Annotated in this window: 22 protein-coding genes, 3 pseudogenes and 1 riboswitch; of the genes and pseudogenes, 19 read left to right on the top strand and 6 right to left on the bottom strand. The window is 73.9% G+C overall.

Annotated features, from left to right (window positions below):
* Nucleotides 1-80: 80 nt before the first annotated feature.
* From helR to GOBS_RS08970, 3 genes are all read left to right on the top strand, one after another.
* Nucleotides 81-2,231, top strand: coding sequence for an RNA polymerase recycling motor ATPase HelR (gene helR / locus GOBS_RS29290; protein ID WP_012947972.1), 2,151 nt, complete (start codon nt 81-83; stop codon nt 2,229-2,231).
* Nucleotides 2,232-2,291: 60 nt separating this feature from the next.
* On the top strand, nt 2,292-2,468 hold the full coding sequence (locus GOBS_RS27275; RefSeq protein WP_012947971.1) for a hypothetical protein: 177 nt from the start codon (nt 2,292-2,294) through the stop codon (nt 2,466-2,468).
* Between the two features lie 89 nt (nt 2,469-2,557).
* Nucleotides 2,558-2,974: a PaaI family thioesterase gene (locus tag GOBS_RS08970; protein WP_012947970.1), complete on the top strand. Its 417-nt coding sequence runs from the start codon at nt 2,558-2,560 to the stop codon at nt 2,972-2,974.
* Here GOBS_RS08970 and GOBS_RS08965 read toward each other — a convergent pair whose 3' ends face one another.
* On the bottom strand, nt 2,975-4,264 hold the full coding sequence (locus GOBS_RS08965) for a hydroxyacid-oxoacid transhydrogenase (protein ID WP_012947969.1): 1,290 nt from the start codon (nt 4,262-4,264) through the stop codon (nt 2,975-2,977).
* Nucleotides 4,265-4,412: 148 nt separating this feature from the next.
* Here GOBS_RS08965 and GOBS_RS08960 point away from each other — a divergent pair, with 148 nt between their 5' ends.
* The 8 genes and pseudogenes from GOBS_RS08960 (at nt 4,413) to GOBS_RS08930 (ending at nt 11,806) form a co-directional block, all read left to right on the top strand.
* The gene (locus tag GOBS_RS08960) at nt 4,413-4,886 is read left to right on the top strand and encodes a cyclase family protein (protein ID WP_049788188.1); all 474 of its coding nucleotides are present in this window, start codon (nt 4,413-4,415) and stop codon (nt 4,884-4,886) included.
* A 7-nt stretch (nt 4,887-4,893) separates the two neighbouring features.
* Nucleotides 4,894-6,546: an AMP-binding protein gene (locus tag GOBS_RS08955; RefSeq protein WP_012947968.1), complete on the top strand. Its 1,653-nt coding sequence runs from the start codon at nt 4,894-4,896 to the stop codon at nt 6,544-6,546.
* Nucleotides 6,547-6,581: 35 nt separating this feature from the next.
* Nucleotides 6,582-8,042, top strand: a complete 1,461-nt coding sequence (locus tag GOBS_RS08950) for an amino acid permease (protein ID WP_012947967.1) — start codon at nt 6,582-6,584, stop codon at nt 8,040-8,042.
* Nucleotides 8,043-8,067: 25 nt separating this feature from the next.
* Nucleotides 8,068-8,858 (top strand): annotated as a pseudogene (locus tag GOBS_RS29650) (phosphotransferase).
* Nucleotides 8,855-9,298, top strand: a pseudogene (locus GOBS_RS29645) (HAD family hydrolase); the annotation flags it as partial. The pseudogenes GOBS_RS29650 and GOBS_RS29645, both read left to right, overlap by 4 nt.
* A 241-nt stretch (nt 9,299-9,539) precedes the next feature.
* On the top strand, nt 9,540-10,070 hold the full coding sequence (locus tag GOBS_RS08940; protein ID WP_049788187.1) for an HXXEE domain-containing protein: 531 nt from the start codon (nt 9,540-9,542) through the stop codon (nt 10,068-10,070).
* An 82-nt stretch (nt 10,071-10,152) separates the two neighbouring features.
* Nucleotides 10,153-10,566, top strand: coding sequence for a DUF6069 family protein (locus GOBS_RS08935; RefSeq protein WP_012947965.1), 414 nt, complete (start codon nt 10,153-10,155; stop codon nt 10,564-10,566).
* A gap of 55 nt (nt 10,567-10,621) precedes the next feature.
* Nucleotides 10,622-11,806 (top strand): DUF2505 domain-containing protein, encoded by a 1,185-nt coding sequence (locus GOBS_RS08930; RefSeq protein ID WP_012947964.1) that lies wholly within the window; start codon nt 10,622-10,624, stop codon nt 11,804-11,806.
* A 104-nt stretch (nt 11,807-11,910) separates the two neighbouring features.
* Here the strand turns inward: GOBS_RS08930 and GOBS_RS08925 are convergent, their stop codons facing one another.
* Entirely contained in the window at nt 11,911-12,489 is a 579-nt protein-coding gene (locus GOBS_RS08925) for a universal stress protein (protein WP_012947963.1), read from the bottom strand.
* A 156-nt stretch (nt 12,490-12,645) separates the two neighbouring features.
* Here GOBS_RS08925 and GOBS_RS29285 point away from each other — a divergent pair, with 156 nt between their 5' ends.
* The 3 genes from GOBS_RS29285 to GOBS_RS08915 are packed head-to-tail and all read left to right on the top strand — an operon-like array spanning nt 12,646 to nt 14,577.
* Nucleotides 12,646-13,881: a serine/threonine-protein kinase gene (locus GOBS_RS29285; RefSeq protein WP_012947962.1), complete on the top strand. Its 1,236-nt coding sequence runs from the start codon at nt 12,646-12,648 to the stop codon at nt 13,879-13,881.
* Nucleotides 13,882-13,915: 34 nt separating this feature from the next.
* Complete coding sequence (locus tag GOBS_RS29280; protein WP_012947961.1) at nt 13,916-14,041, top strand: hypothetical protein; 126 nt, start codon at nt 13,916-13,918, stop codon at nt 14,039-14,041.
* Between the two features lie 29 nt (nt 14,042-14,070).
* Nucleotides 14,071-14,577: a mycothiol transferase gene (locus tag GOBS_RS08915; RefSeq protein ID WP_012947960.1), complete on the top strand. Its 507-nt coding sequence runs from the start codon at nt 14,071-14,073 to the stop codon at nt 14,575-14,577.
* 3 nt (nt 14,578-14,580) lie between these two features.
* Here GOBS_RS08915 and GOBS_RS08910 read toward each other — a convergent pair whose 3' ends face one another.
* Nucleotides 14,581-15,618: an NAD-binding protein gene (locus GOBS_RS08910; RefSeq protein WP_012947959.1), complete on the bottom strand. Its 1,038-nt coding sequence runs from the start codon at nt 15,616-15,618 to the stop codon at nt 14,581-14,583.
* Nucleotides 15,619-15,954: 336 nt separating this feature from the next.
* Here GOBS_RS08910 and GOBS_RS08905 point away from each other — a divergent pair.
* Nucleotides 15,955-16,418 (top strand): annotated as a pseudogene (locus tag GOBS_RS08905) (HNH endonuclease signature motif containing protein); the annotation flags it as partial.
* A 155-nt stretch (nt 16,419-16,573) separates the two neighbouring features.
* A complete protein-coding gene (locus tag GOBS_RS08900) occupies nt 16,574-17,761 on the top strand; it encodes an acyl-CoA dehydrogenase family protein (RefSeq protein WP_012947958.1) in 1,188 nt (395 codons plus the stop codon).
* Nucleotides 17,762-17,786: 25 nt separating this feature from the next.
* Here GOBS_RS08900 and GOBS_RS08895 read toward each other — a convergent pair whose 3' ends face one another.
* Nucleotides 17,787-18,047, bottom strand: coding sequence for a hypothetical protein (locus tag GOBS_RS08895; protein WP_041241412.1), 261 nt, complete (start codon nt 18,045-18,047; stop codon nt 17,787-17,789).
* Nucleotides 18,048-18,176: 129 nt separating this feature from the next.
* Between GOBS_RS08895 and GOBS_RS08890 the strand changes: the two genes are divergently transcribed.
* Nucleotides 18,177-18,761, top strand: coding sequence for a hemerythrin domain-containing protein (locus tag GOBS_RS08890; protein WP_012947956.1), 585 nt, complete (start codon nt 18,177-18,179; stop codon nt 18,759-18,761).
* Nucleotides 18,762-18,846: 85 nt separating this feature from the next.
* A complete protein-coding gene (locus GOBS_RS08885) occupies nt 18,847-19,155 on the top strand; it encodes a hypothetical protein (RefSeq protein WP_012947955.1) in 309 nt (102 codons plus the stop codon).
* A 53-nt stretch (nt 19,156-19,208) separates the two neighbouring features.
* On the opposite strand, the gene GOBS_RS08880 is transcribed toward GOBS_RS08885, so the two are convergent.
* On the bottom strand, nt 19,209-19,718 hold the full coding sequence (locus tag GOBS_RS08880; protein ID WP_166487340.1) for a VldE C-terminal domain-containing protein: 510 nt from the start codon (nt 19,716-19,718) through the stop codon (nt 19,209-19,211).
* A gap of 11 nt (nt 19,719-19,729) precedes the next feature.
* Nucleotides 19,730-19,894: riboswitch (cyclic di-AMP (ydaO/yuaA leader) on the bottom strand.
* A gap of 446 nt (nt 19,895-20,340) precedes the next feature.
* Here GOBS_RS08880 and GOBS_RS08875 point away from each other — a divergent pair.
* Nucleotides 20,341-20,709, top strand: coding sequence for an STAS domain-containing protein (locus tag GOBS_RS08875; protein ID WP_012947954.1), 369 nt, complete (start codon nt 20,341-20,343; stop codon nt 20,707-20,709).
* A 5-nt stretch (nt 20,710-20,714) separates the two neighbouring features.
* Here the strand turns inward: GOBS_RS08875 and GOBS_RS25345 are convergent, their stop codons facing one another.
* Complete coding sequence (locus GOBS_RS25345; RefSeq protein ID WP_012947953.1) at nt 20,715-21,461, bottom strand: glycerophosphodiester phosphodiesterase; 747 nt, start codon at nt 21,459-21,461, stop codon at nt 20,715-20,717.
* Nucleotides 21,462-21,733: the final 272 nt, after the last annotated feature.

Raw genomic sequence — 21,733 nt, 5'->3', positions numbered from 1 at the left:
CGAGGCCGAGAACTGCGGAAGCGGTCCAGGCGCACCGCTGCAGGCAATGGTCGCGAACGCCTCACATCGGAGCTGATGACGTGATCCCCCTGACCACCAGCGTGTTCGATCTCCCCGATCACCTCTCCCCCAAGGCCGACCCGGCGCTGATCGCCGGCGACGAGCAGCACTTCGCGGCCATCGCGGAAAGCCTCGAGCAGTCGATCGCCGACCTGTCCGACCGCCTCGGCACCGAGCGCAGGGCGCCCGGCGGCACCGGCCAGGAGGCGCTCGACCGGGACCTGGAGGTGCACCGGCTCACCGCCCGCCTGCGCGCCCTGCGTCGCTTCGGTCTGGACCTGTGCCTCGGGCACTTCGTCCGCGCGGACGATCCCGAGCCCGTGTACGTCGGACGACTGGGTCTCACCGACAGCACGGGTCGCCGGCTGATCGTCGACTGGCGCTCCCCCGCGGCCGAGCCGTTCTTCGGCGCGACCCACGCCGACCCGATGGGTGTGGTGAGCCGCCGCAGGTACCGGTGGACCCGTGGCCGGGTCACCGACTACTGGGACGAGGTGTTCACCGCCGACGGGTTCGCCGGGCACGCCGCCGCGCTCGACGACCAGTCCGCCTTCATCGCGAGCCTGGGCAGCAGCCGCTCCCCCCGGATGCGGGACGTGCTCGGCACCATCCAGGCCGACCAGGACGCCATCATCCGCGCGGGGTCCCAGGGCGCCCTCGTCGTCGACGGCGGCCCCGGCACCGGGAAGACCGTCGTCGCGCTGCACCGCACCGCCTACCTCCTCTACGCCGACCCGCGCCTCGGACACCACCGGGGCGGCGTGCTCTTCGTCGGCCCGCACCAGCCGTACCTGGCCTACGTCGCCGACGTCCTCCCCAGCCTCGGCGAGGAGGGCGTGCAGACGTGCACCCTGCGGGACCTCGTCCCCGAAGGGGCCGCAGCCGGGGTCGAGCCCGATCCGCGCGTGGCCGACCTGAAGGCGTCCATGGACGTGGGCACGGCGATCGAGACGGCCGTCCGGTTCTACGAGGAGCCACCTCGCAGGGGGATGACCGTCGAGACCGAGTCGTCCGACATCTGGCTCAGCGCCGACGACTGGGCCGAGGCGTTCGAGGCACCGGACCCCGGCACTCCGCACAACGAGGCGCGCGACCGGGTTCTGGACGAGCTGGTCACGATCCTGGTCAATGAGGACGACGGCGACGAACCGGCTGACCAGCTCCGCAGGTCGCTGCTGCAGAACGGGGAGCTGCTCGCCGCCTTCGACCGCGCCTGGCCGCTGCTGGAGGCGACCGACCTCGTCGGGGACCTGTGGTCGGTCCCCGCCTACCTGCGCCGGTGCGCTCCCTGGCTCGATGCCGACGAGGTCCGGCTGCTGCAGCGCGAGGACCCCCGGGCATGGACCGTGTCCGACCTGCCGCTGCTGGACGCCGCACGGCAGCGGCTGGGCGACCCGCAGGTGTCCCGGCGCAGGCGCCGGCAGGACGCCGTCGTCGCCGCGGAACGCGAGCGCATGGCCGACGTCATCGATGAGCTGATCGCGGCCGACGACTCCGAGCTGCTGCTGATGACGAGCCTGCGCCACCAGGACCTGCGGGACGCGCTGGTGGACCAGGCCGCGCTGCCCAGCGCTGCCCCGGACCTGCTCGCCGGCCCGTTCGCGCACGTGGTGGTGGACGAGGCCCAGGAGCTGACCGACGCGGAGTGGCAGATGCTGCTCTTCCGCTGCCCCTCCCGGAGCTTCACCATCGTCGGCGACCGCGCCCAGGCCAGGCACGGGTTCCACGAGTCCTGGCAGGAACGCCTCGGGCGAGTCGGGCTCGACCGGGTCGACGTGGCCTCCCTCAGCATCAACTACCGGACGCCGGTGGAGGTCATGGCCGAGGCGGAGCCGGTCATCCGGGCCGTGCTCCCGGACGCCAACGTGCCGACCTCCGTCCGCAGCACCGGCGTCCCCGTCGGGCACGGACCCGTCTCGGACCTCCACGCGGTCCTCGACACCTGGCTCGCCGCGCACGCCGACGGCACCGCCTGCGTCATCGGCGACCCCGCGTTCTCGGGGACCGCCCGCGTCCGGCCCCTGACCCCGGAGCTGGCGAAGGGGCTCGAGTTCGACCTCGTCGTCCTCGTCGACCCCGAGGCGTTCGGCACGGGCACCGAGGGAGCGGTCGACCGCTACGTCGCGATGACCCGGGCGACCCAGCGACTCGTCGTCCTCACGAGCTCCTGACACGGGCCGCACCGCGGCAGATCGACACGGGCCGGCCCGCTCTCGTGCCAGGCTCCGGGCATGGCCTTCGACCTGCACCGCGCCGACGGTGAAGTGATCCGCTTCGGCAACGACGCCCGCTTCAGCTTCACCGCCACCGGTCACCTCGTGGTGTACGACGCCAAGGGCAACAAGACGCTGTTCAGCCACCACAGCTGGAACTGGCTGGAGGAGCCGGTCCCCCCGCCCGCGGAGTGACCGACCCCGCGCGCGGACACGGGTGGGGCCGGGCCCCTCACGACCGGCGCGTGCGAGGCTCGCCAGGTCCCCGACGAGAGGTGGCCCGCGTGCCGTCCGACACCGTGCTCGCTGCCCGGGTGCAGGCCGTGCTCGACATCCCGCTGCACCAGTTCCTCGGCATGGAGCTCCGGGATCCCGCCGAGCCGTCGGTCGGCATCTGGTTCTCGGTGGACGGGCCGGCGCGGAACCAGGCGGCGGTGCTGCACGGCGGCGTGGTCTACACGCTGTTGGACGTCGCGTCGTTCCTCGCCCTGCTCCCCCAGCTGTCCGATGACGAGCACGCCGTGACCCACGACCTCACGGTGTCGCTGCTCCGGCCGGTGGCCGCCGGGAAGCGCGTCGACGTCGTGGGGACCGTGCTGCGCCGCGGCCGCGCGGTCGCCTTCATGCGCGCCGAGGCGACGGTGGACGGCGACGTGGTCGCCGCCGCCCAGGTCACCAAGAGCGTCGTCCGCCTCCGCTGATCACCACAGCGACATCGATCGGCGGAAGATGCCGGCGATGTCGTCCTCGGTGACCTCGCGGGGACAGGTGGCCAGCAGCCGCTGCTGCTTCATCGTCCCCTCCACCAGGTCGTCGACGTCGCCCTCGCCGAAGCCGACGGCGCCCACGCCGTTGGGGATGTCGATGTCGCGCATCAGGTCCGTCAGCACCATGGGCAGGAAGTCGACCGCGTCCGTCGGCAGACCCGCGTTCGGGGCCAGCAGCTGCGCCGCGCGGACGTGCCGGTCCGGCGCCGCCTCGAAGGTGAAGCGGAAGGCCTCCGGCGCGGTCAGCGCGACCGACATCCCGTGCGGGACCATCGGCTCGTCGGCCGGGTAGTCCTTGGGATGGAAGTCCTTCACCTGGCCGGCGATCGGGTACGCGTTGGCGTGCGGGATGTGCACGCCGGCGTTGCCGAAGCCCATGCCGGCGAAGGTCGCCGCCATCGACATGTCGGTGCGTGCCTGCACGTCGTCCCCGTGCCGCACCGCCCGCCGGAAGGAGCCGGCCAGCAGGGTGAGCGCCTTCTCCGACCACATGTCCGAGATGGGGTTCGAGCCGCAGTAGGGCACCCGCTTCTCGGGCGTCTTGTGCTCGTAGGTCGTGTACCAGCGCGCCGTGTAGCTCTCCAGGGCGTGGCAGAGGATGTCCATGCCCGACGCCGCGGTCACTCCCGGCGGCTGGGTCAGCGTGAGGTCCGGGTCGATCACGGCCAGCGTCGGGCGCAGCATCGCGTGGCTGATCCCGGTCTTCACCCGCGCCGCGATGACGTCCATGACGCAGATCGTGGTGCTCTCCGAGCCGGTGCCCGTCGTCGTCGGGACGGCGATGAGCGGCTTCAGCGGCTTCGACGGCGCCTGCCCCTTCCCCACCGGGGCGTTGACGTAGTCCATGAGCTCGCCGGGGTTGGTGGTCAGCAGGTCGATCGCCTTGGCCGTGTCGATGCTGGAGCCCCCGCCGACGGCGACGAAGGCGTCCCAGGGCCCGGTCGAGCGGGCCTCCTCGATCGCGGCGACGAGGCTGACGTCGGTCGGCTCGACGTGCACGCCGTCGTACACGCGCGCCTCGATGTCGAACTGCGCCATCTGGTCGGCCACCCGCTGCGGGATGCCGGTGGCCGCGAGTCCGGCGTCGGTGACCACCAGCACCCGCCGGACGCCGTACCGGCTCAGGTCGTACCCGATCTCGTCGGAGGCCCCGCTCCCGAACTTCAGCAGCGGCGCTCCGTAGGTGAAGACGGACTCGGGGTGGGCGGGCGAGACGGTGCTCATGACATCCCTCTCTGCGATCGGACCGTGCGGCTGCGCGAGCTGCGCCGAATGTTGCACGTGCTTGTGGCGGGCACCACACCGACGGAATAGTCCACGACGCCGTTCCCCACGTCTGCGACCGGACAGCTCCGAGATCCAGGAGGCCCCTGTGACCGAGGGCTCCACGCAGTACGACGGGCTGGCCCATGTCCGGTACGACGGGGAGATCTGGAGCGGCTACGACGCCCGCACGACCATCGGCGGCCTGGATGAGGCCGGCGTCGAGCCGATCGCCCAGCGCGGCGTCGTCAGCCGGGCCGTGCTGCTGGACATGGCCCGCTTCCGCGGGCGGGACACCCTGGACGAGGGCGAGACCTCCACGCACGAGGACCTGAAGGTCCCCAACCTGGCCACCGACACCATCGCCGACGAGGTGACCTTCGACCCCGACACCGGCGTCGCCCTCGTCCTGCACAACGCGCTGATGCGCGACCTCGGGGTCACGCTGACCGAGATCGCCGACCTCGAGCAGTTCGCCGCCGACTGCGCCGAGGACGGCCGGTACGCCTTCCTCCACGTGGCCGCGCCGCTCGAGGTCGCCAGGGGCAGCGGCTCCCCGGTCAACTCCGTCGTCATCGAGTAGGACTGCCGTGAGCACGTACGACGACCGCCCCTGGCTCGCCCGCTACGGGGACCAGCCGGCGGACTACGACATCGAGTTCGACGACGCCCTGAGCATGTTCCGCGCCGGGCTGGCGCGGGACCCGTCCGGGGACGCGCTGCGGTACTTCGACGGCGTCCTCAGCCGCCAGGAGCTCGACGAGCTCAGCGACGGCCTGGCCGGCGGCCTGCTGGCCAACGGGTTCGCACCCGGCGACCGGCTGGCGGTCTACCTGCAGAACGTCCCGCAGTTCGTCATCGCGATGGTCGCGGCCTGGAAGGCCGGCGGCGTCATGGTGTCGATCAACCCCATGAGCCGGGCCCGTGAGCTGTCCTACCTGCTCGAGGACTCCGGGGCCACCGTCCTCGTCGCCCTGGAGTCGCTGTACGACCAGGTCGCCCGGGACGTCGTGCCGGACACCGACGTCCGGCTGGTGCTGACGACCAGCGAGCTGGAGTTCCAGACCCGCGACGACGAGCGGCTGTTCGCCGGGGTGAGCCGGCAGCGTTCCGAGGGGACGACGGACCTCGCCGAGTTCGTCGCCGAGCACCGGGGGCAGACGCCGCCGCCGGTGCAGCTGGGCCCGGACGACGTCGCGTTCCTGACCTACACCTCGGGGACGACGGGGGTGCCCAGGGGCGCCATGAACACCCACCGGAACGTCGTCTTCACCGCACAGGTCTACCGCGACTGGGTGCGGGCCGGGCAGGACGGCGCCATCTTCGGCATCGCCCCGCTGTTCCACATCACCGGGCTCATCGGGCACATCGCGGTCAGCATGCTGGCCCCCGCGCCGCTGGTGCTGGCCTACCGGTTCGAGCCGCAGGTCGTCCTGGACGCCTTCCTCGAGCACCGGCCGACGTCCACCATCGGCGCGATCACCGCGTTCACCGCCCTGCTCAACGCACCGGGGATGACCGCGGACCACTTCGCGTCGTTCACGTCGATCTACTCTGGCGGTGCCGCGATCTCACCGACCGCCGAGCGACGGTTCCTCGAGGCCACCGGCAAGCAGGTGCACAACGCCTACGGGCTGACCGAGACGACCTCGCCCATGACGGTCACGCCGTTCGGCTCGCCGTCCCCGGTCGACCCCGACTCGGGGGCACTGTCGGTCGGCGTCCCCGCACCCAACACGATCGTGCGCATCCAGGACGACGACGGCGAGGACCTGCCGCTCGGCGAGGTCGGCGAGATCGTCGCCGAGGGACCGCAGGTGGTCGCCGGCTACTGGGGCAAACCGGAGGAGACCGCCGCCAACCTGCCCGGCGGCGCGCTCAGGAGCGGCGACGTCGGCTTCATGGACCCCGAGGGCTGGGTGTTCATCGTCGACCGCAAGAAGGACATGATCAACGCGTCGGGCTACAAGGTGTGGCCGCGCGAGGTGGAGGACGTCCTCGCCGAGCACCCGGCGGTCCGCGAGTCGGCGGTCGTGGGTGTCCCCGACGAGAAGCGCGGCGAGACGGTGCGGGCCTTCGTCAGCCTCGTGCCGGGCGCGAGCGCCACGCCCGAGGAGCTCATCGCGCACTGCAGGGAGCGCATGGCGGCCTACAAGTACCCGCGCAGCGTCGTCCTGGTCGACGAGCTGCCGAAGACGGTCACCGGCAAGATCCTCCGCCGCGAGCTGCGTGGCGGCTCCTGACCGACCGTCCCTGGTCCGACCGCGAGGGGGAACGCGTGAGCACGCAGGCGAGGCACTCGATCTGGCGGCGCATGCCGGTGGACCGGATGGACGAGATCGAGAAGGACAGCGGAGCGGGCGTGCTCGCCAAGAGCCTCGGGCTCTGGCAGCTGACCGCGATCGGCGTCGGCGGCATCATCGGCGTCGGGATCTTCTCCCTCGCCGGCCTGGTGGCGGCCGGCGACGAGGACAACCCCGGCGTCGGCCCGGCCGTGCTGATCGCCTTCCTCATCGCCGGGCTGGCCTCCGCGGCCGCGGCGCTGTCCTACGCCGAGTTCGCCGGGATGATCCCGCGGGCGGGCTCCGCCTACACCTACGGCTACGTGGCCCTCGGCGAGGTCATCGGGTGGTTCATCGGCTGGGACCTGCTGCTGGAGTACATCGCCATCGTCGCGGTCGTGGCGATCGGCATCTCCGGCTACCTGGAGGCGTTCCTCGACGGCTTCGGGCTCAGCCTGCCGGTGTCGGTCACCGCGTCGGCCGAGGAGGGCGGTGTCGTCAACGTCCCGGCCGTCCTGATCTGCCTGCTCGTGACCTTCATCCTCAGCCGGGGCACCAGGACCTTCGGCCGGTTCGAGCTCGTCGCCGTGGCGATCAAGATCCTGCTGATCCTGTTCATCATCGGGCTGGGCATCTTCTACATCGACGCCGGGAACTACGACCCGTTCATGCCGGCCGGGTTCGGCCCCGTGCTCACCGGCGCGGCCACCGTCTTCTTCGCGGTCTTCGGCTACGACGCCATGAGCACCGCCGCCGAGGAGGCCGAGGACGGCAAGAAGCACATGCCGCGGGCGATCATCCTGTCGCTGGTCATCGCGATGGTGCTGTACGTGGCGGCCACGCTGGTGCTCACCGGGATGCAGAACTACCAGGAGATCGACCCGACGGCCGGCTTCGCCTCGGCCTTCACCAGCGTCGGCCTGCCGGTGATCGCCGGCATCATCTCGGTGTTCGCCGTGCTGTCCATCCTGACCGTCATGCTGACCTTCCTGCTCGGCGTCACCCGGGTGTGGTTCTCCATGAGCCGCGACGGGCTGCTGCCCCCGTGGTTCGCCGGGGTGGACCGCCACGGCACCCCGCAGCGGGTGACGTGGATCGCCGGCATCGGATCGGCCCTGCTCGCCGGCGTCTTCCCGATCCGCGCCGTCGCGGACCTGACGAACATCGGCATCCTGTCCGCGTTCATCGTCGTGTGCGTCGCAGTTATCCTGTTCCGCTACACCCGGCCCGACACGCCCCGCTCCTTCCGGCTGCCCCTCATGCCCTTCGTCCCCGCGTTCGGGGTCCTGTCGTCGCTGTTCCTGATCTGGCAGCTGCCCTGGGAGACCTGGGCGCGCTTCGGGGTCTGGCTGGTCATCGGCTTCGTCATCTACTTCGCCTACGGCCGCAGGCACTCGCTGCTGAACCCGGACAGCCCGCACCACCGGCGCGCGGCGCCCGCCCCGCCGCGCGAGTGAGCGGAGCGGTCAGCAGGCCGGGCCCGTGACCGAGCCCGCGGCGGCACGTGCCGCCGCAGCGCTCCGGCGGCACGCTCCCGAGCTCGCCGGCCTGCCGCTGCGGGAGCTGGGCCGCGGGCTGGACAACACCGCCTTCGCCGCGGGCGAGCTGGTCCTCCGGGTGGCCGACGGCACCGACGTGGCGCGCGAGGCGGCCCTGCTGGAGCTCCTCGCGCCGCGGCTGCCGCTGGCCGTCCCCGTCCCCGTGTTCGCCGACGGGGACGCCGGCGTCCTCGGCCACCGGCTGCTGCCGGGACGGCCGCTGCTGGGGCGAACGCCGCGCCGGGCACCGGCGCCGTCCTCGGCCGGTTCCTGCGCAACCTGCACGCCACCGACCCCGACGCGGTGCGCGCCTTCATCGACGTGGAGGACGCCGACCCCGCCGAGTGGCTGGTGGACCTCGACGGGCCCGCCGAGCTGCTGCGCGTGGTCCGGTCCAGCGTGCCGCGTGCCTCCCCGCTGCGCGCGGTGGCGCACGCGGACCTCGGCGCCGAGCACCTCCTCGCGGAGGGAACGCGCGTCACCGGCGTGATCGACTGGTCGGACTGCGCGGTCACCGACCCGGCCCTCGACTTCGCCCGGCTGTACCGCGACTTCGGGCCGGCCTTCCTCGCCGAGGCCCTGCAGGCGTACGGCGGCCTGCCCGACGCCGGGCCGCGGATCGAGTTCTTCGCGCGCTGCGCCGCCCTCGAGGACCTCGAGTACGGCCTGCGGACCGGCCGCGCGGAGTACACCGAGGCCGCCCGGCGCAGCACCGCGTGGCTCTTCCCCGCATGAGCCGCCGGTCCTCGGACTCCGCCCTCGTCGTCGACCTCGACGGCGTCCTGCGGATCTGGGACCCGGCGATCGTCTCCTCCGCCGAGCGACGAGCCGGTCTGCCCCCGGGCGCGCTCGACCGCGCGGCATCCGCCGACGCGGCCACCCTGCGGGCCGTCGTCACCGGCCGGATCAGCGACGCCCGGTGGCGGGCGGGGATCGCCACACGGCTGGTCGCCGTCCACGGGGAGGCCGCGGCCGGAGCGGTGGCCGCCTGGTCGGGCCCCTGCGGAGAGGTCGACCGGCGGGTCGTCGCCGTCCTCCGCGAGCAGCGCCGCTCCCGTCCCGTGGCGCTGCTGAGCGATGCGACCGACCGGCTGCCCCGCGACCTGCAGCGGCTGGGACTGGACGACGAGTTCGACGCCGTCTTCAACAGCTCGGCGCTGGGCCGGGCCGAGCCCGATCCGGAGGTGTTCGTCGCGGTCTGCTCGGCCTCCGGGCTGCCGCCGGATCGGTGCGCTTCGTCGACGACCAGCAGGTCGACGTCGACGCCGCGGCGCGGGTGGGACTCCGGGCCCACCTGTACAGCGCCCCGGCGATCTGACCGTCGTCCTGCGGGACGGCTCCGGCTGACCGGTGCTGGCGGGGTCCCAGGATGGACGCGTGCCCGTTCCCGCCCCTGTCCCTCGCCTCCCACGCAGCGTGACGTGGGGCCTGCTCGCCGCGTGGGCCGTCCACGACGCGGAGGAGCTGGTCACCATGCCCGGCTGGGCGGACCGCGCCCGGCCGCGCCTGGAGCGCACCCTGCCCCGGGCGCCGGCGCGGGTCCGGGACGCGTTGAGCGTCTCCCGCCCGCACGCGACCGTGGCCATCGGCCTCGTGGGCGCCTTCGTCGCCGCCGCCTCGGCCCGAGGTGCGCGCACCGGCGGCGCCGATCCGCTCTACCAGGCCACGCTGGCCGGCTTCGGGTGGCACGCCGTCCCCCATGTCGCCTCCGCGGTGGTCACGCGGGGCTACACCCCGGGCGTGCTCACGGCCCCCACGGTCGTCGTGCCGTTCGCGCTCTGGGCGCGGTCGAGGCTCCGGCGCGCCGGGGTCCCGGTGGCACCGACCGCCCGCGCAGCGGCCGTGTTCGGACCCCTGGTCGTGGTCGGGGCGCACGTCGCGGCGTCCGGTCTGCTCCGGCTCGCCGACCGGTGGCGGCAGGGACGCCGTGCCGGGAATTCCCCGTGACCCGTGTCGATCCAGGCCGCGGCCGTTCGACGTCCTGGTGAGAGGCCGGTGACCGAGCCGGTCGTTCCCCCTGGAGGACGTCGTGACCGCCACGCTGACCACCGCCACCACCACCCGCTCGATCGTCGGCGCCGGCCTGGCCGCCACGGCGGTCGCCGCCCTCGCGACCAGCACCGTCGCCGCCGCGGGCTCGGCCGCCGGGATCAGCCTCGACGTGAGCGGGGCGCCCATCCCGGTGTCCGGCTTCGCGGTGCTGACCGTCGTGTTCTCCCTGGTGGGTGTTGCGCTGGCCGCCGTGCTGGCCCGTCGCGCCCGGCAGCCGCGCAGCACCTTCGTGCGCACGACCGTGGTGCTCACCGCGCTCTCGCTGGTCCCCGACCTGGTCGCCGACGCCACGACCGGCACCCGGGTGCTGCTGATGGTCACCCACCTCGTCGCCGCGGCGATCGTCGTCCCCACCGTGGCCCGTCGCCTGCCCACCGCCCGCCGGGACTGACCGGTCGGCGGCACGACCGGGCCCGCGCCGTCCCGTGCCGCGACAGGATGCGCGCGTGGAGGACGACTGGGACGACTCGGTGTCGATGCGGCTGGCCGCCCTGGCGCTCGACCGGGGCCGGCTGACCGACGACCTGGTGACGGCGCTGGCGGTGCGCGGCACCCTGCTGGTCGACCTCGCGCTGCGCGGCCGGGTGCGGGACACCGAGGACGCCGTCGAGTTCGACGACCCGCCGTCCGGCTCCGCCCCCGCCGACCGGCTGCCGGCCGAGGGCGCCGACTCGCTGACCGACCTGCTCCGCGGCGGCCCGGTCGACCAGGAGGAGCTCGCCGCCGAGCACCTGCGTCGCGGGTCGTGGACGGTGCGCCGCCGGCTGCTCGGCACCCGCTACGTCGACTGCCGGGCCGACCGCACGGCGGCCGACGAGCAGGTCCTCGAGGAGCCACGGCGGCGGGAGTGGACGCCGGAGGACGCCGCCCTCGCCGCGGTCGCCGGCACCCTCGGCTTGCTGGCCACGCCGCAGGAGCGGGCCGGTGAGGGACTCCTCGCGCACACCGGGCCGGTGCGCTGGCTGGTCGACCTGGTCGTCGACGAGGTCGACCGCGATCACCCGGGGCCGGTTCCTGCGCGGCGCGGTCAGCTCCGCCGACGGAACCCCGGGCTGACCGCGGGCCGGGTCGCGCACCCGGCGGATCGGGGCTCGACGGGCGCGCGCGGGCTCCCCGTCGCAGGATGGCGCGTGTCCATCGACCACACCGCCACGTTCCCGGCCGGTCCGGACGACGTCCTCGCCGTCCTCACCGACGAGGCCTTCCTCCGCGACTACGCCCAGGTCCTCGGTGCCCGGCTCGAGTCGGTGGAGAGCGTCCCGGACGGCGGCAGCCCGCGCACGACGGTGCGGCTCGTCGTCCCCACGCTGGGCATCCCGGCGGTGTTCACCCGCTTCGTGGGCCGCGAGGTCGCCGTCGCCGACCGGCGGAGCTGGACGGCGGACGGCGACGGTGGGCACCGCGGGGTGTTGCAGGTGGAGACGCGCATCCTCGGCCGGACGGCGGCGGTGCGCGGCGAGCGGCGGCTCCGCCCGACCGCCGCCGGCACCCGCTCCACGGTCACCGGCGAGGCGGAGGTCGACGCGCCGGTCGTCGGGCGGCAGGCCGAGGCCGCCGTCCGGGAGCTGGCGATGGTCGTGCTGCGCCGCGAGGACGACGTGCTGCGCCGCTGGCTCGGCACCCCGGACTGAAGAAGGATCTCCCTGCCCCCGCCCCTCGGCCTCCTCCCGGGTACCGCCGCGAGCTTGCGAGTGGTGGGGAGGAGGGGGTCCTTCTACTGCAGGGAGGCCGTTCGTCAGGGTCCGGTGAAGTCGGCCGTGGCCCCACGGAAGCGGCGCCGTCGGGCACGCACCCGCTCCCCGTCGTGGCGACGCCGCAGGTGCAGCCGCTCACGGTGCGACTCGGGCGAGTGGACGACGGTGACCGGGCACGGCGCGTGCAGGGCGCACTGCATGCTCGTCGACCCGAGCAGCATGCTGGAGAACCCGCCGTGACCCCGGCTGCCGACCACCAGCAGGTCCGCACCGGCCGACTCCCGGATGAGCGCGTCCGCCGCCGAGCCGAGGACGGCCGTCACGTGGATCTCCGGGTGCGGCTCCGGGACGTCGCGGAGCACCTCGGCGATGAACGTCTCGGCCCGCTCCACCGCCGCGGCCGTCGCCTTGTCGTACTCGAAGTCACCGATCGCGTCGAAGTCCATCCACGCCTCGGGTGGCCGGTGGGAGATGACTGCCTCGACGGGCACACCCCGTCGGACGGCGTCCTCGACCGCGAACCGCACCGCGGCCCGTGCTCCCGCCGAGCCGTCCACACCCACGACCACGCGCGGCCCCCGCGCCTGGGGACCCTCGACCCGTTCGGCCTGCTCGGTCATGACCGCCTCCTCGCAGGCCGGCCGCCGAGGCCCCGGTGCCCGCGGACGACCGGCACCGTCGATCATGCGTGTTCCGCCGCGGAGGCGACAGGGCCCTCGGTCCCGGCGCGCGCTCGGGGGCGCGAGGACCGCCCGCCTCGGCGTACCGTCCGCCTCATGACCGCGGAGCCGGCGTCCGCCGAACGTCTGCTCGCCGGGCGCTATGCGCTCAGCGAGGTCCTCGGCCGTGGCGGCATGGGCGTCGTCTGGCGGGCCACCGACCTGAAGCTGGACCGGCCGGTGGCGGTCAAGGAGGTCACCTTCGCGCTGCACCTGTCCGACGAGGAGCGCCGCCTGCTGCGCGAGCGCACGATGCGCGAGGCCCGCACCGCCGCCCGCCTGGACCACCCGTCGGTCACCTCGGTCTACGACGTTGTCGAGGAGGACGGCCGTCCCTGGCTGGTCATGGAGCACGTGGAGTCGTGCAGCCTGCAGCAGGTCCTCGACGGGCAGGGCCCGCTGCCGTGGCCGGCGGTCGCCCGCATCGGGCTCGACGTGCTCGCCGGGCTGACCGCCGCGCACGAGGCCGGGATCGTGCACCGCGACGTGAAGCCGGGCAACGTGCTGGTCGCCCCCGACGGGCGGGCCTGTCTCACCGACTTCGGCATCGCGACCGCCGCCGGCGACCCGGCGATCACCACGACCGGCGCGATCATCGGCTCGCCCTCCTACATGGCACCCGAGCGCGCCCACGGCGAGCAGCCCGGGCCGGCCGTGGACCTGTGGTCCCTCGGCGCGACGCTCTACACCGCGGTCGAGGGCCGCCAGGCGTTCGCCCGCGGTGAGCCCATGGCCACGCTCATGGCGGTCGTGACCGAGGAGCCGCCGCCGCCCGTCCACGCCGGTCCGCTCGAGCCGGTGCTGCGCGGCCTGCTCACCAAGGACCCGGCGCATCGGATGACCGCCGAGCAGGCACGCCGCGAGCTGCACGCGGCCCTCGACTCGACGCGGGGCGCCACACCCTGGGCACCGGAGCCCGCGCCGCCGCAGGCGGAGCGGCCGGCGCCCGAGCACGAGCAGGTGGAGCGGATCGACGCCGCGGACCTGCGCGCCCTGGCGGCCGCGTCGGCGACCGTGATCGGTGCCGTGGCCCGGGATGCCCGGGACCAGGCCCGCCACCTGGCCGAGCGCAGACGGGAGCGCCGGGAGGTCCGGCGGCGCGAGACCGCACCCCCGGAGGCGCCGCCCGCGCCCCCGGCGGGACGTCGGCCCGCGGAACGACCCGGCAATCGGCCGCAACGGCGCCGGTTCCGCCGTCGCTGGGTGGTCGTCCCGGTGCTGGTGGTGGTGCTCGCGCTGCTCGCCGTGGCCGCCGGCCTGGTCGTCCTCGCCGGGGCTCTGCTCGGCTGGTGACGCGGACCACCGCGTCCTGCGGCAGGCTCGGACCATGACGACGCCGTCCGCCGAGACCCCGCAGCCCCGCGACATCGCCCTGGAGCTGGAGACCCCCGAGCAGGCCGCCGACCTGGAGGCGCAGAGCGAGCCGTCGGAGGAGACCGCGCCGGGCGAGTGAGCGGCCGGCCTCCGGGTAGCGCTGCACGCATGCGCAGCCGCGACGTCCTCAGCTACGCCTACGAGCAGGTCGAGGAGACGTTCACCCGCACCCTCGAGGAGCTGGAGCCCGACGACCTCAACCGCAGGCTGCAGCCTGGTGCCAACCCGATCGGCTGGCTGGCCTGGCACCTGCTGCGGGTGCAGGACGACCACGTCGCCGACGTCGCGGGCACCGAGCAGGTGTGGACCGCCGAGGGCTGGACCGGCCGCTTCGGCCTCCCCGTGGACGACGCGGCCACCGGCTACGGGATGACCGACGAGGAGGTCGACGCCGTCCGCGTGCCGTCGGCGGACCTGCTGCTGGGCTACTCCCGCGCCGTGCACGCGCGGTCGGCGGAGTTCCTCCGCGGCCTCTCCGACGAGGACCTCGACCGGGTCGTCGACACGAACTGGGACCCGCCGGTCACCCTCGGCGTCCGGCTGGTCAGCGTGCTCTCCGACGACCTCCAGCACCTGGGGCAGGCCGCCTACCTGCGCGGCCTGCTGGGGCGCTGAGGGTCAGGACCCGGCGCGCAGGCGGGCGGCGTCGATGCGCTGCCCGGCGACGTAGTAGAGCGTCGTGCCCTCGGGCACCGAGCTGTTCCAGCCGGGGCTGACGACGAGCGGACCGCCGTCGGTGCGCAGGGCGAGCACCGTGGCGCCGAAGGTGCGCCCGAACCAGGTCTGGCAGTCGCCGAACGTGCGGTGCGGGAAGCCCTCCGGCACGCGGGCGGAGTAGGTGTTGCCGTGCCCGCCGCTGGTCATCAGGTCGCTGTAGACCTGGGCGATGCCGGGGTCGTTGGCCTCCTCGGTCAGCAGGAAGGGCATGTGCCACTGCACCCCTTGGACGTCGGCGTGCACGTACCGCAGCGTGTCCAGCCGGCCGAGGTCGCGGAGTGCGGCGACGAGGTGGATCCGCGGGTTGGCGTGGGTGACGGCGAGGGCGACGGCCAGGGCCTCGTTGTCGTCGCGGACGTCGATCACCGCAGTTCGGGCGCGCGCCACGCTCGCGCGGGTCATGACGTCGGGCGAGGTGAGGTCGCCGCGGACGAAGTGCACGTCCAGCCGCTCGGGCAGCGGGTCCTCGGAGACGTCGTCGTCCCAGGTGCAGAGCACCAGCGGCGTCCCGCCCTCCGCGGTCAGCTCGGCGACGATGCGCGCCGTCCGCCCCGGCGTGTAGCCGAGCAGCACGACGTGGTCGGTCAGGTCCAGTCCGACCAGCCCCCTCAGTCTCTTGCCCCTCACCGTCTGCAGCGCGGCTGAGAGCTGCGTGAAGAGCAGGGTGAGCGTGACGATGCCGCCGACGATGACGTAGGCGCCCACGACCCGGCCCGCGGTCGAGGCCGGGTAGACGTCGCCGTAGCCGACGGTGGCCGCGGTGACGACGAAGTACCACCAGTAGGTGCCCGGCGAGGCGATGCCGGTGCTGGCCGGCTCGACCACCGCCATCGCCGCCCAGCTGGACAGGAAGACGAAGACCGCGACGGCCAGCGGCAGCCGCCACCCGGGCAACCGCACGCGCAGCAGACGCGCCAGGCGCGCGACCAGGAACGGCACCTGCGACCTCCCCGACGACGACCCGGGGGAACGTAGCGGATCTCGATCACGGCCAGGTGCTGCTCCTACCACCGCAGGGTGAGGACGACGGCGCGGGATCGCGACGCGCAGGGTGCCGACCGCCGGGCGCAGGACCGGGCCGACCCAGCCTCTCCTGGCCCGTGCCCGGCCGTTGACGTGCGGCTCCGGTCGGGATTCCCTCGCACGGCTCACGGCCCCGGAATCGGGCACTCCGGATGCGTCTCCCGGCTTCCGTCAAGCCCCTTGCTGGACCTGTGGACGAGCTCCTGAGCTGGGGATCCGTGCTGCTGAAGGACGCCGACTCCGAGAGACTTCGATCCGGCCACCGGGCGGGGTGCCGCCGAGCTGGGGTTCGGCACGACGATCTCCGCGGCCCGGGTCCGCTGGATCGCCTGTGACGGGGCCGTCACCCGCATCGTGATGGGCCCCGACGGGCTGCCGCTGGAGCACGGCCGCACCGTGCGCCTGGTGCCACCGCACGTCCGCCGGGCCGCGGAAGTCCGCGACGGCGGCTGCGTGTTCACCGGCTGCGGCGCCCCCACGCACTGGTGCGACGTGCACCACCTGCTCACCTGGATCGACGGCGGTCAGACCAGCCTGGCCAACAGCGCGCTGCTGTGCGAGCGGCACTCGCACCTTGTGTCCACCACGGCTTCCGGGTCGAGCGACAACCCGACGGCCGATGGCGCACCCGGCGACCCGACGGCACCGAGATCCGCACCGGACCGGGCCGCACCGGCCCACCACTCCCCGGTCCGGCTCTTCCCACCGCCGCCTGACCCGGAGACCAGCCCACGTCGAGCCGCACGACCTCGAGGTCGTGCGGCTCGACGTGCGTAGGAGATCGGCTCCGTCGCAGCCGGGCGGTGGGGCCGGGGACGGCCGCACGCTGTCCGGCCAGGCAGTGGGGCCCAGTCGGCGTAGCGTCGGTCACATGAGCGAGCCGAGCCCTGACTTCTACGACCTGGAGGAGCTCCTCGAGCCGGAGGAGATCGAGATCCGCGACAGGGTGCGCGCCTTCTGCGAGAAGGAGGTCACCCCGCGCATCAACGACTACTGGGAGCGTGCCGAGTTCCCCTTCGAGCTGGTGCCCAAGCTCGCCGAGCTGGGGATCGCCGGCGGCACCATCGAGGGCTACGGCTGCCCGGGGATGAGCAACGTGTCGGCCGGTCTGGTCGCCGCGGAGCTGGCCCGCGCTGACGGCAGCGTGGGCACCTTCAACGGCGTGCACAGCTTCCTGGCGATGCAGTCCATCGCGATGCTGGGCGACGAGGAGCAGCGCGAGCGCTGGCTGCCGGCGATGGCCCGCCTGGAGAAGGTCGGCGCCTTCGGGCTGACCGAGCCGGCGCACGGCTCGGACGCCGTCGGCCTGGAGACCTTCGTGCGCCGCGACGGCGACTCCTACGTCCTCAACGGGCAGAAGAAGTGGATCGGCAACGGCACCATCGCCGACCACGTGCTGATCTGGGCCCGCGGGGAGGACGGCGCCGTCGGCGGCTACGTCGTCGACAAGGGCACGCCGGGCTACGAGGCCCGGGTGATGACCGGCAAGACGGCGCTGCGTGCGGTGTGGCAGGCCGAGATCACGCTCTCCGACGTCCGGGTGCCGGCGGAGAACCGGCTGGCCAACTGCCACTCCTTCAAGGACGTCTCCCAGGTCCTCGACCGCACCCGCTACACCGTCGCCTGGCGGGCGCTCGGGCTGGCCACCGCCTCCTACGAGCTGGCGCTGGCGCACGCGCTGCGCCGGGAGCAGTTCGGGCAGCCGATTGCCGGCTACCAGCTGGTGCAGGACAAGCTGGCGCGGATGCTCGCCGAGATCACCGCGATGCAGCTGATGTGCTGGCGGCTGTCCAAGCTCGCCGACGCCGGCCGGATGACCGCCGCGATGGCCTCGCTGGCCAAGATGAACCACGCCGCCAAGGCCCGGGCCATCGTCGCCGACGCCCGCGACATCCTCGGCGGCGACGGCATCCTCATCGACCACCACGTGGCCCGCCACCACGCCGACATGGAGGCCGTCTTCACGTTCGAGGGCACCGACTCGGTGCAGGCGCTGATCGTGGGCCGGGAGATCACCGGGCTCTCGGCGATCAGTGGACGGCGGTCCGAGCGCCGCTGACCGGGTCGGGCGGGGGCGCGGCCGCTCAGCCGGCCCGGCTGAGCGGCCGGGCCACCGACGTCAGGTCACGGCACTCCGGGCACGCGGTCCGGCCGACGCCGACCCGCTGCCAGTCCTGCGACCCCCACACCTGCACGATCGCCCCGCAGACGGCGAGCTCGACCTCGCCGTCCAGCTCGCTCGGCGGCCGGTGGGCCTCGACGGCGTGCCACGGTCTGCTCTGCTCGGTCGGCCTGCCCGGGGACCAGCGGTCCGGGCGGGCGAACCCCACGGCATAGGACTGCACGATCAGGTTGTGCCCTGCCTCACACCGGCAAAACAACACGAACGGGTCACGACTGGCGCTGTGCTCGGGTGTGTGCGTCACCCGGCCGGGGAACCCTGCGGGCGTACGCCCGACCGACAGGAGCCAGCCGTGACCCAGACCGACAGCCAGCGTGACGTGGTCGACCTGCTCAGCGCCGACCACCGCGAGTTCGACCGGATCTTCACCGAGCTCGAGGGCCTGTTCGGGCAGACCGGCCCGGACGTCCTGCGGCGCAAACGGGAGCTGGTCGACGAGGTGACGATCGGCCTCGTCAAGCACTCCGTCGCCGAGGAGACCCGGGTCTACCCGCGTGTCGAGGGGCAGGTCGACCGCGAGGAGGCCGAGCACTCCAAGCACGAACACGCCGAGGCCGAGGAGACCATGAAGCGGCTCGAGCGCATGGACCCCGACGACCCGCAGTTCGACACCGAGGTGGCGACGCTCATCCGGGAGATCCGGCACCACGTCGAGCACGAGGAGAGCCGGATGTTCACCGAGCTGCGGGCGACGTTCTCCCGCGAGCAACTGGTGGAGATGGCCCAGGACGTCGAGCGCGTCAAGGCCATGGCGCCCACCCGCCCGCACCCGTTGACGCCGAACGAGGGCGTCGTCCGCACGGTCGCCGGGCCGGTCGCCAGCCTCATCGACCACCTCCGGGACGCTGTCAGCGGCAGGGGCAAGCAGCAGGGCTGACACCGGGAGCACACCGGCCGACCTGCTCCCGACCCCGCTCCCGCGCGCTACCGTCGTGGGTGCCGCGATCGGGAGGAGCACGCCGGTGGAACCTGTCAGCCTGCTGGTCGGTGCGGTGCTGCTCGCGGCCGGTTTCCTGGGCGGCCGGCTGAGCCGCCGTCGGCCCACTCCCCCGCCGGCGCCGTCCGCGCCGCTGTGCGGGTGCGGTCACACGCTGAGCCAGCACGACACCGAGACCAACACCTGCTACGCCGAGCTGCGGCGCGACGTGCACGACAAGCGGGGGCGCTGGACCGGGCACCAGTGGGTGCCGTGCACCTGCCGGCAGTACGTCGGCCCGCGCCCGATCGACGAGGTGTTCATGCCGCGGCTCCTGCCGCCGGCCACCGACTAGATCGAGCCCCGCGAGAGCCTCCCCGCCCGACCGGGCGGGGAGGCTCTCGTCCGTCAGGCCGGCCGGAAGGACACGTGCGGGTGGTCCATGTGGTTGGCCGTGGGGGATCCGCGATCCTCCATCGCACGCCACGAGCCGGACGAGACGAGGTAGATGCGCTGCTTCCAGATCACGTAATCGACGCGGAAGCGGGCGGCGTTGTCGATGACGTACTGGGCGATGGCGTCGCCCTTGGCCCGGTCGCTGTGGACCATGAAGTCGGCGGCGCGGCCCTGGGTGGGGCTGTGGCCGGGACGGGTGAGGACCGTGGAGACGCCGAACCGCGCGGCGACCTCCTGCACGACGGGTCGGACGTGCGGGTCCCACATGCCGTAGGTGCTCGAGGTCGGGGTCGGCTTGCTCGACGGAACCGGCGCCTCGGCGACGGCGGTGGCCGCAGTCGCCATGTGCGCCTGTGCGGGGAGGGCCGTGAAAGCCACCCCGGCACCGGCGAGGAGTGCCACCACGGCCCGCCGGCCGCCGAGAGGACGCCGGCCCGTGGGCACGCGAGTAGTAGTCGTCATGGAGGACGTGCTCCTGTTCTCCTTGACCGCCGACCGGGTTAGCTGACGGGTTCGGGCGGGGAACTCGCCCGGCAGACCGGGACTGGTGTCCCGTCCTGCTTCACCCCAGGTACTGCGTTGGGTCCCCGGCCCGGGAGCCGGCTCACTGCCGGCACCCGGTTGGGCGGCGTCCGACGGGTGTCACCGCGGTTCGGTGATGCTGGAGCCCGTGCGGACCGCGCCGACGCTAGGTCGGGCTCCGAACCGGGACGCAGGCGCCCTGGACAGCGATCAGCAGGGCGCGACGCCGCGTGTGCCCCGCGGGAGCGGCCCGCTCCGCCCGGGTCGCCTACGAGCGGTCACACACCCGATGCACAGAGGAGTCGCTGCCTGTTCCGCAGCGGTCGGCGCGCCGGTACAGACGGAGACGGCCGTACGACGGTGCGCCCAGCGGAGCAGTCTCACGGACGCGCCCCGGCCCGGCTGCCCCGCGGCCGATGAGGGACCGACCGTAGGAGGCACCACCGCGTTGCCGAGACGGGACTGTTCCGTTTAGGCTGACCGCGGGTCAAACGCCAGCCCCCGCTCGACCCACAGCACGGCCGCCGGCTTCTCCGCCTCGTGCTCGCTCCGAGGTGATCGCTTGTCCCTCCCGCCGTCCTCCCCGGTCGGTGAGCTCCCCCGCCCGCCCCTCCTCGCCGAGGTCGACGTCGTCGGCGGTCGCCTGCGGCTGATCGGCCGGCTGGACTCCCGCACGGCCCGGATCCTGCACTCCGCGGTGTCCGGCCTGCTGCTCACCGAGCAGCGGCGCTGGGTGCTCGACGTCGCCGCGCTCACCGTGACCGACCACACCGGGCTGCGGGCGATCGGCGCGGCCTACCGCCGCCTCCTGCGGCACGACCGGCGGATGACGCTGAGCGGCACCTCCCCCGACCTGCAGCGCGTGCTGACCCGGCTGCGCCTGGGCCCGCACCTCCTGGACGACGACCACGCCGAGCCCGTGCCCGCCTGACCCCGTCAGGCGCTCGACCCCACGGTGGCCTCGACGCGGGCCACCGCGTCGGTGCACAGCAGGTCGATGCCCAGCCGGGCGAACCGGGCGCCCTCCTCGGGGTCGTCGACGAGGCCCGCGGCGACCGCCAGACCCATCGCGTGCAGGTCGGCGACCACGGCCGGGTCGCGACGGATGTGCTCGACGGACAGGTGCAGCTCGGTGAGCCCGCAGCGCCGAGCCCAGCCGGCCATCCGGCGGGGGTCCTGCCACGGTTCGAGGATCACCGCCCCGCCGACGGTGCCGTTCCCGGCGAGGGTCCGGGCACTGACCGTGTCGAAGGAGGACGTGATGATCCGGTCGGCCCCGGGCCGCCGCCGCCTCCGCTCCTCGAGGTGGCCGGCGAGCAGCACTGCGGTCTGGGCGCGCCGGCCGCCGAGGCCCGCCTTGACCTCGGTGACGACGAGCGCGCGGGAGGCGGCGGCGAGGTCGAGGACCTCGTCGAGGACGGGGACGTACGCGCCGCCGGGCAACCGGAGGACGCGCAGCGCGGCGTAGCGGGTCTCCGCGACGACCGGTCCGGTTCCGGCGCGGGTACCCAGCACCCGGCCGAGGTCGGGGTCGTGGACGACGACGAGGACCCCGTCAGCGGTGGCCCGGACGTCGACCTCCACCCCGTCGGCGCCGGCCTCGAGGGCGGCGGCCACCGCCGGGAGGGTGTTCTCGGTGAGCAGGGGGCCGGTGGGTGTGCCGCGATGGCCGATGACGCGCATGGCGCGGACGCTGGCCGTCCCGCGCGACCGTCGGACGACGGCCACCTGCCGTGTTGGTGGCCCACCTGTGAAACCTCCGAGGAGCTCTGCCCGCCCCTGCAGGGTCTCCGGTCAGGCACCGCAGGCCCGTGGCAGGGTCCCGCCACGAGCGCGGTGACGTACTGGACCGTCCACCCTCCGGGGTCCCGGCCCCGTCCAGGACACCGCCGGCCCCCTGCAGGGTCCCGCCGCTGGCCTCGTCCAGGGCACCGCCTCGAGCCTGCGAGGGGGGG

The sequence above is a fragment of the Geodermatophilus obscurus DSM 43160 genome, assembly GCF_000025345.1.
GTDB classification, from domain to species: domain Bacteria; phylum Actinomycetota; class Actinomycetes; order Mycobacteriales; family Geodermatophilaceae; genus Geodermatophilus; species Geodermatophilus obscurus.
The sequence above is the reverse complement of the archived record's forward strand: the minus strand, read 5'-3'. Positions and strand labels throughout refer to the sequence as shown.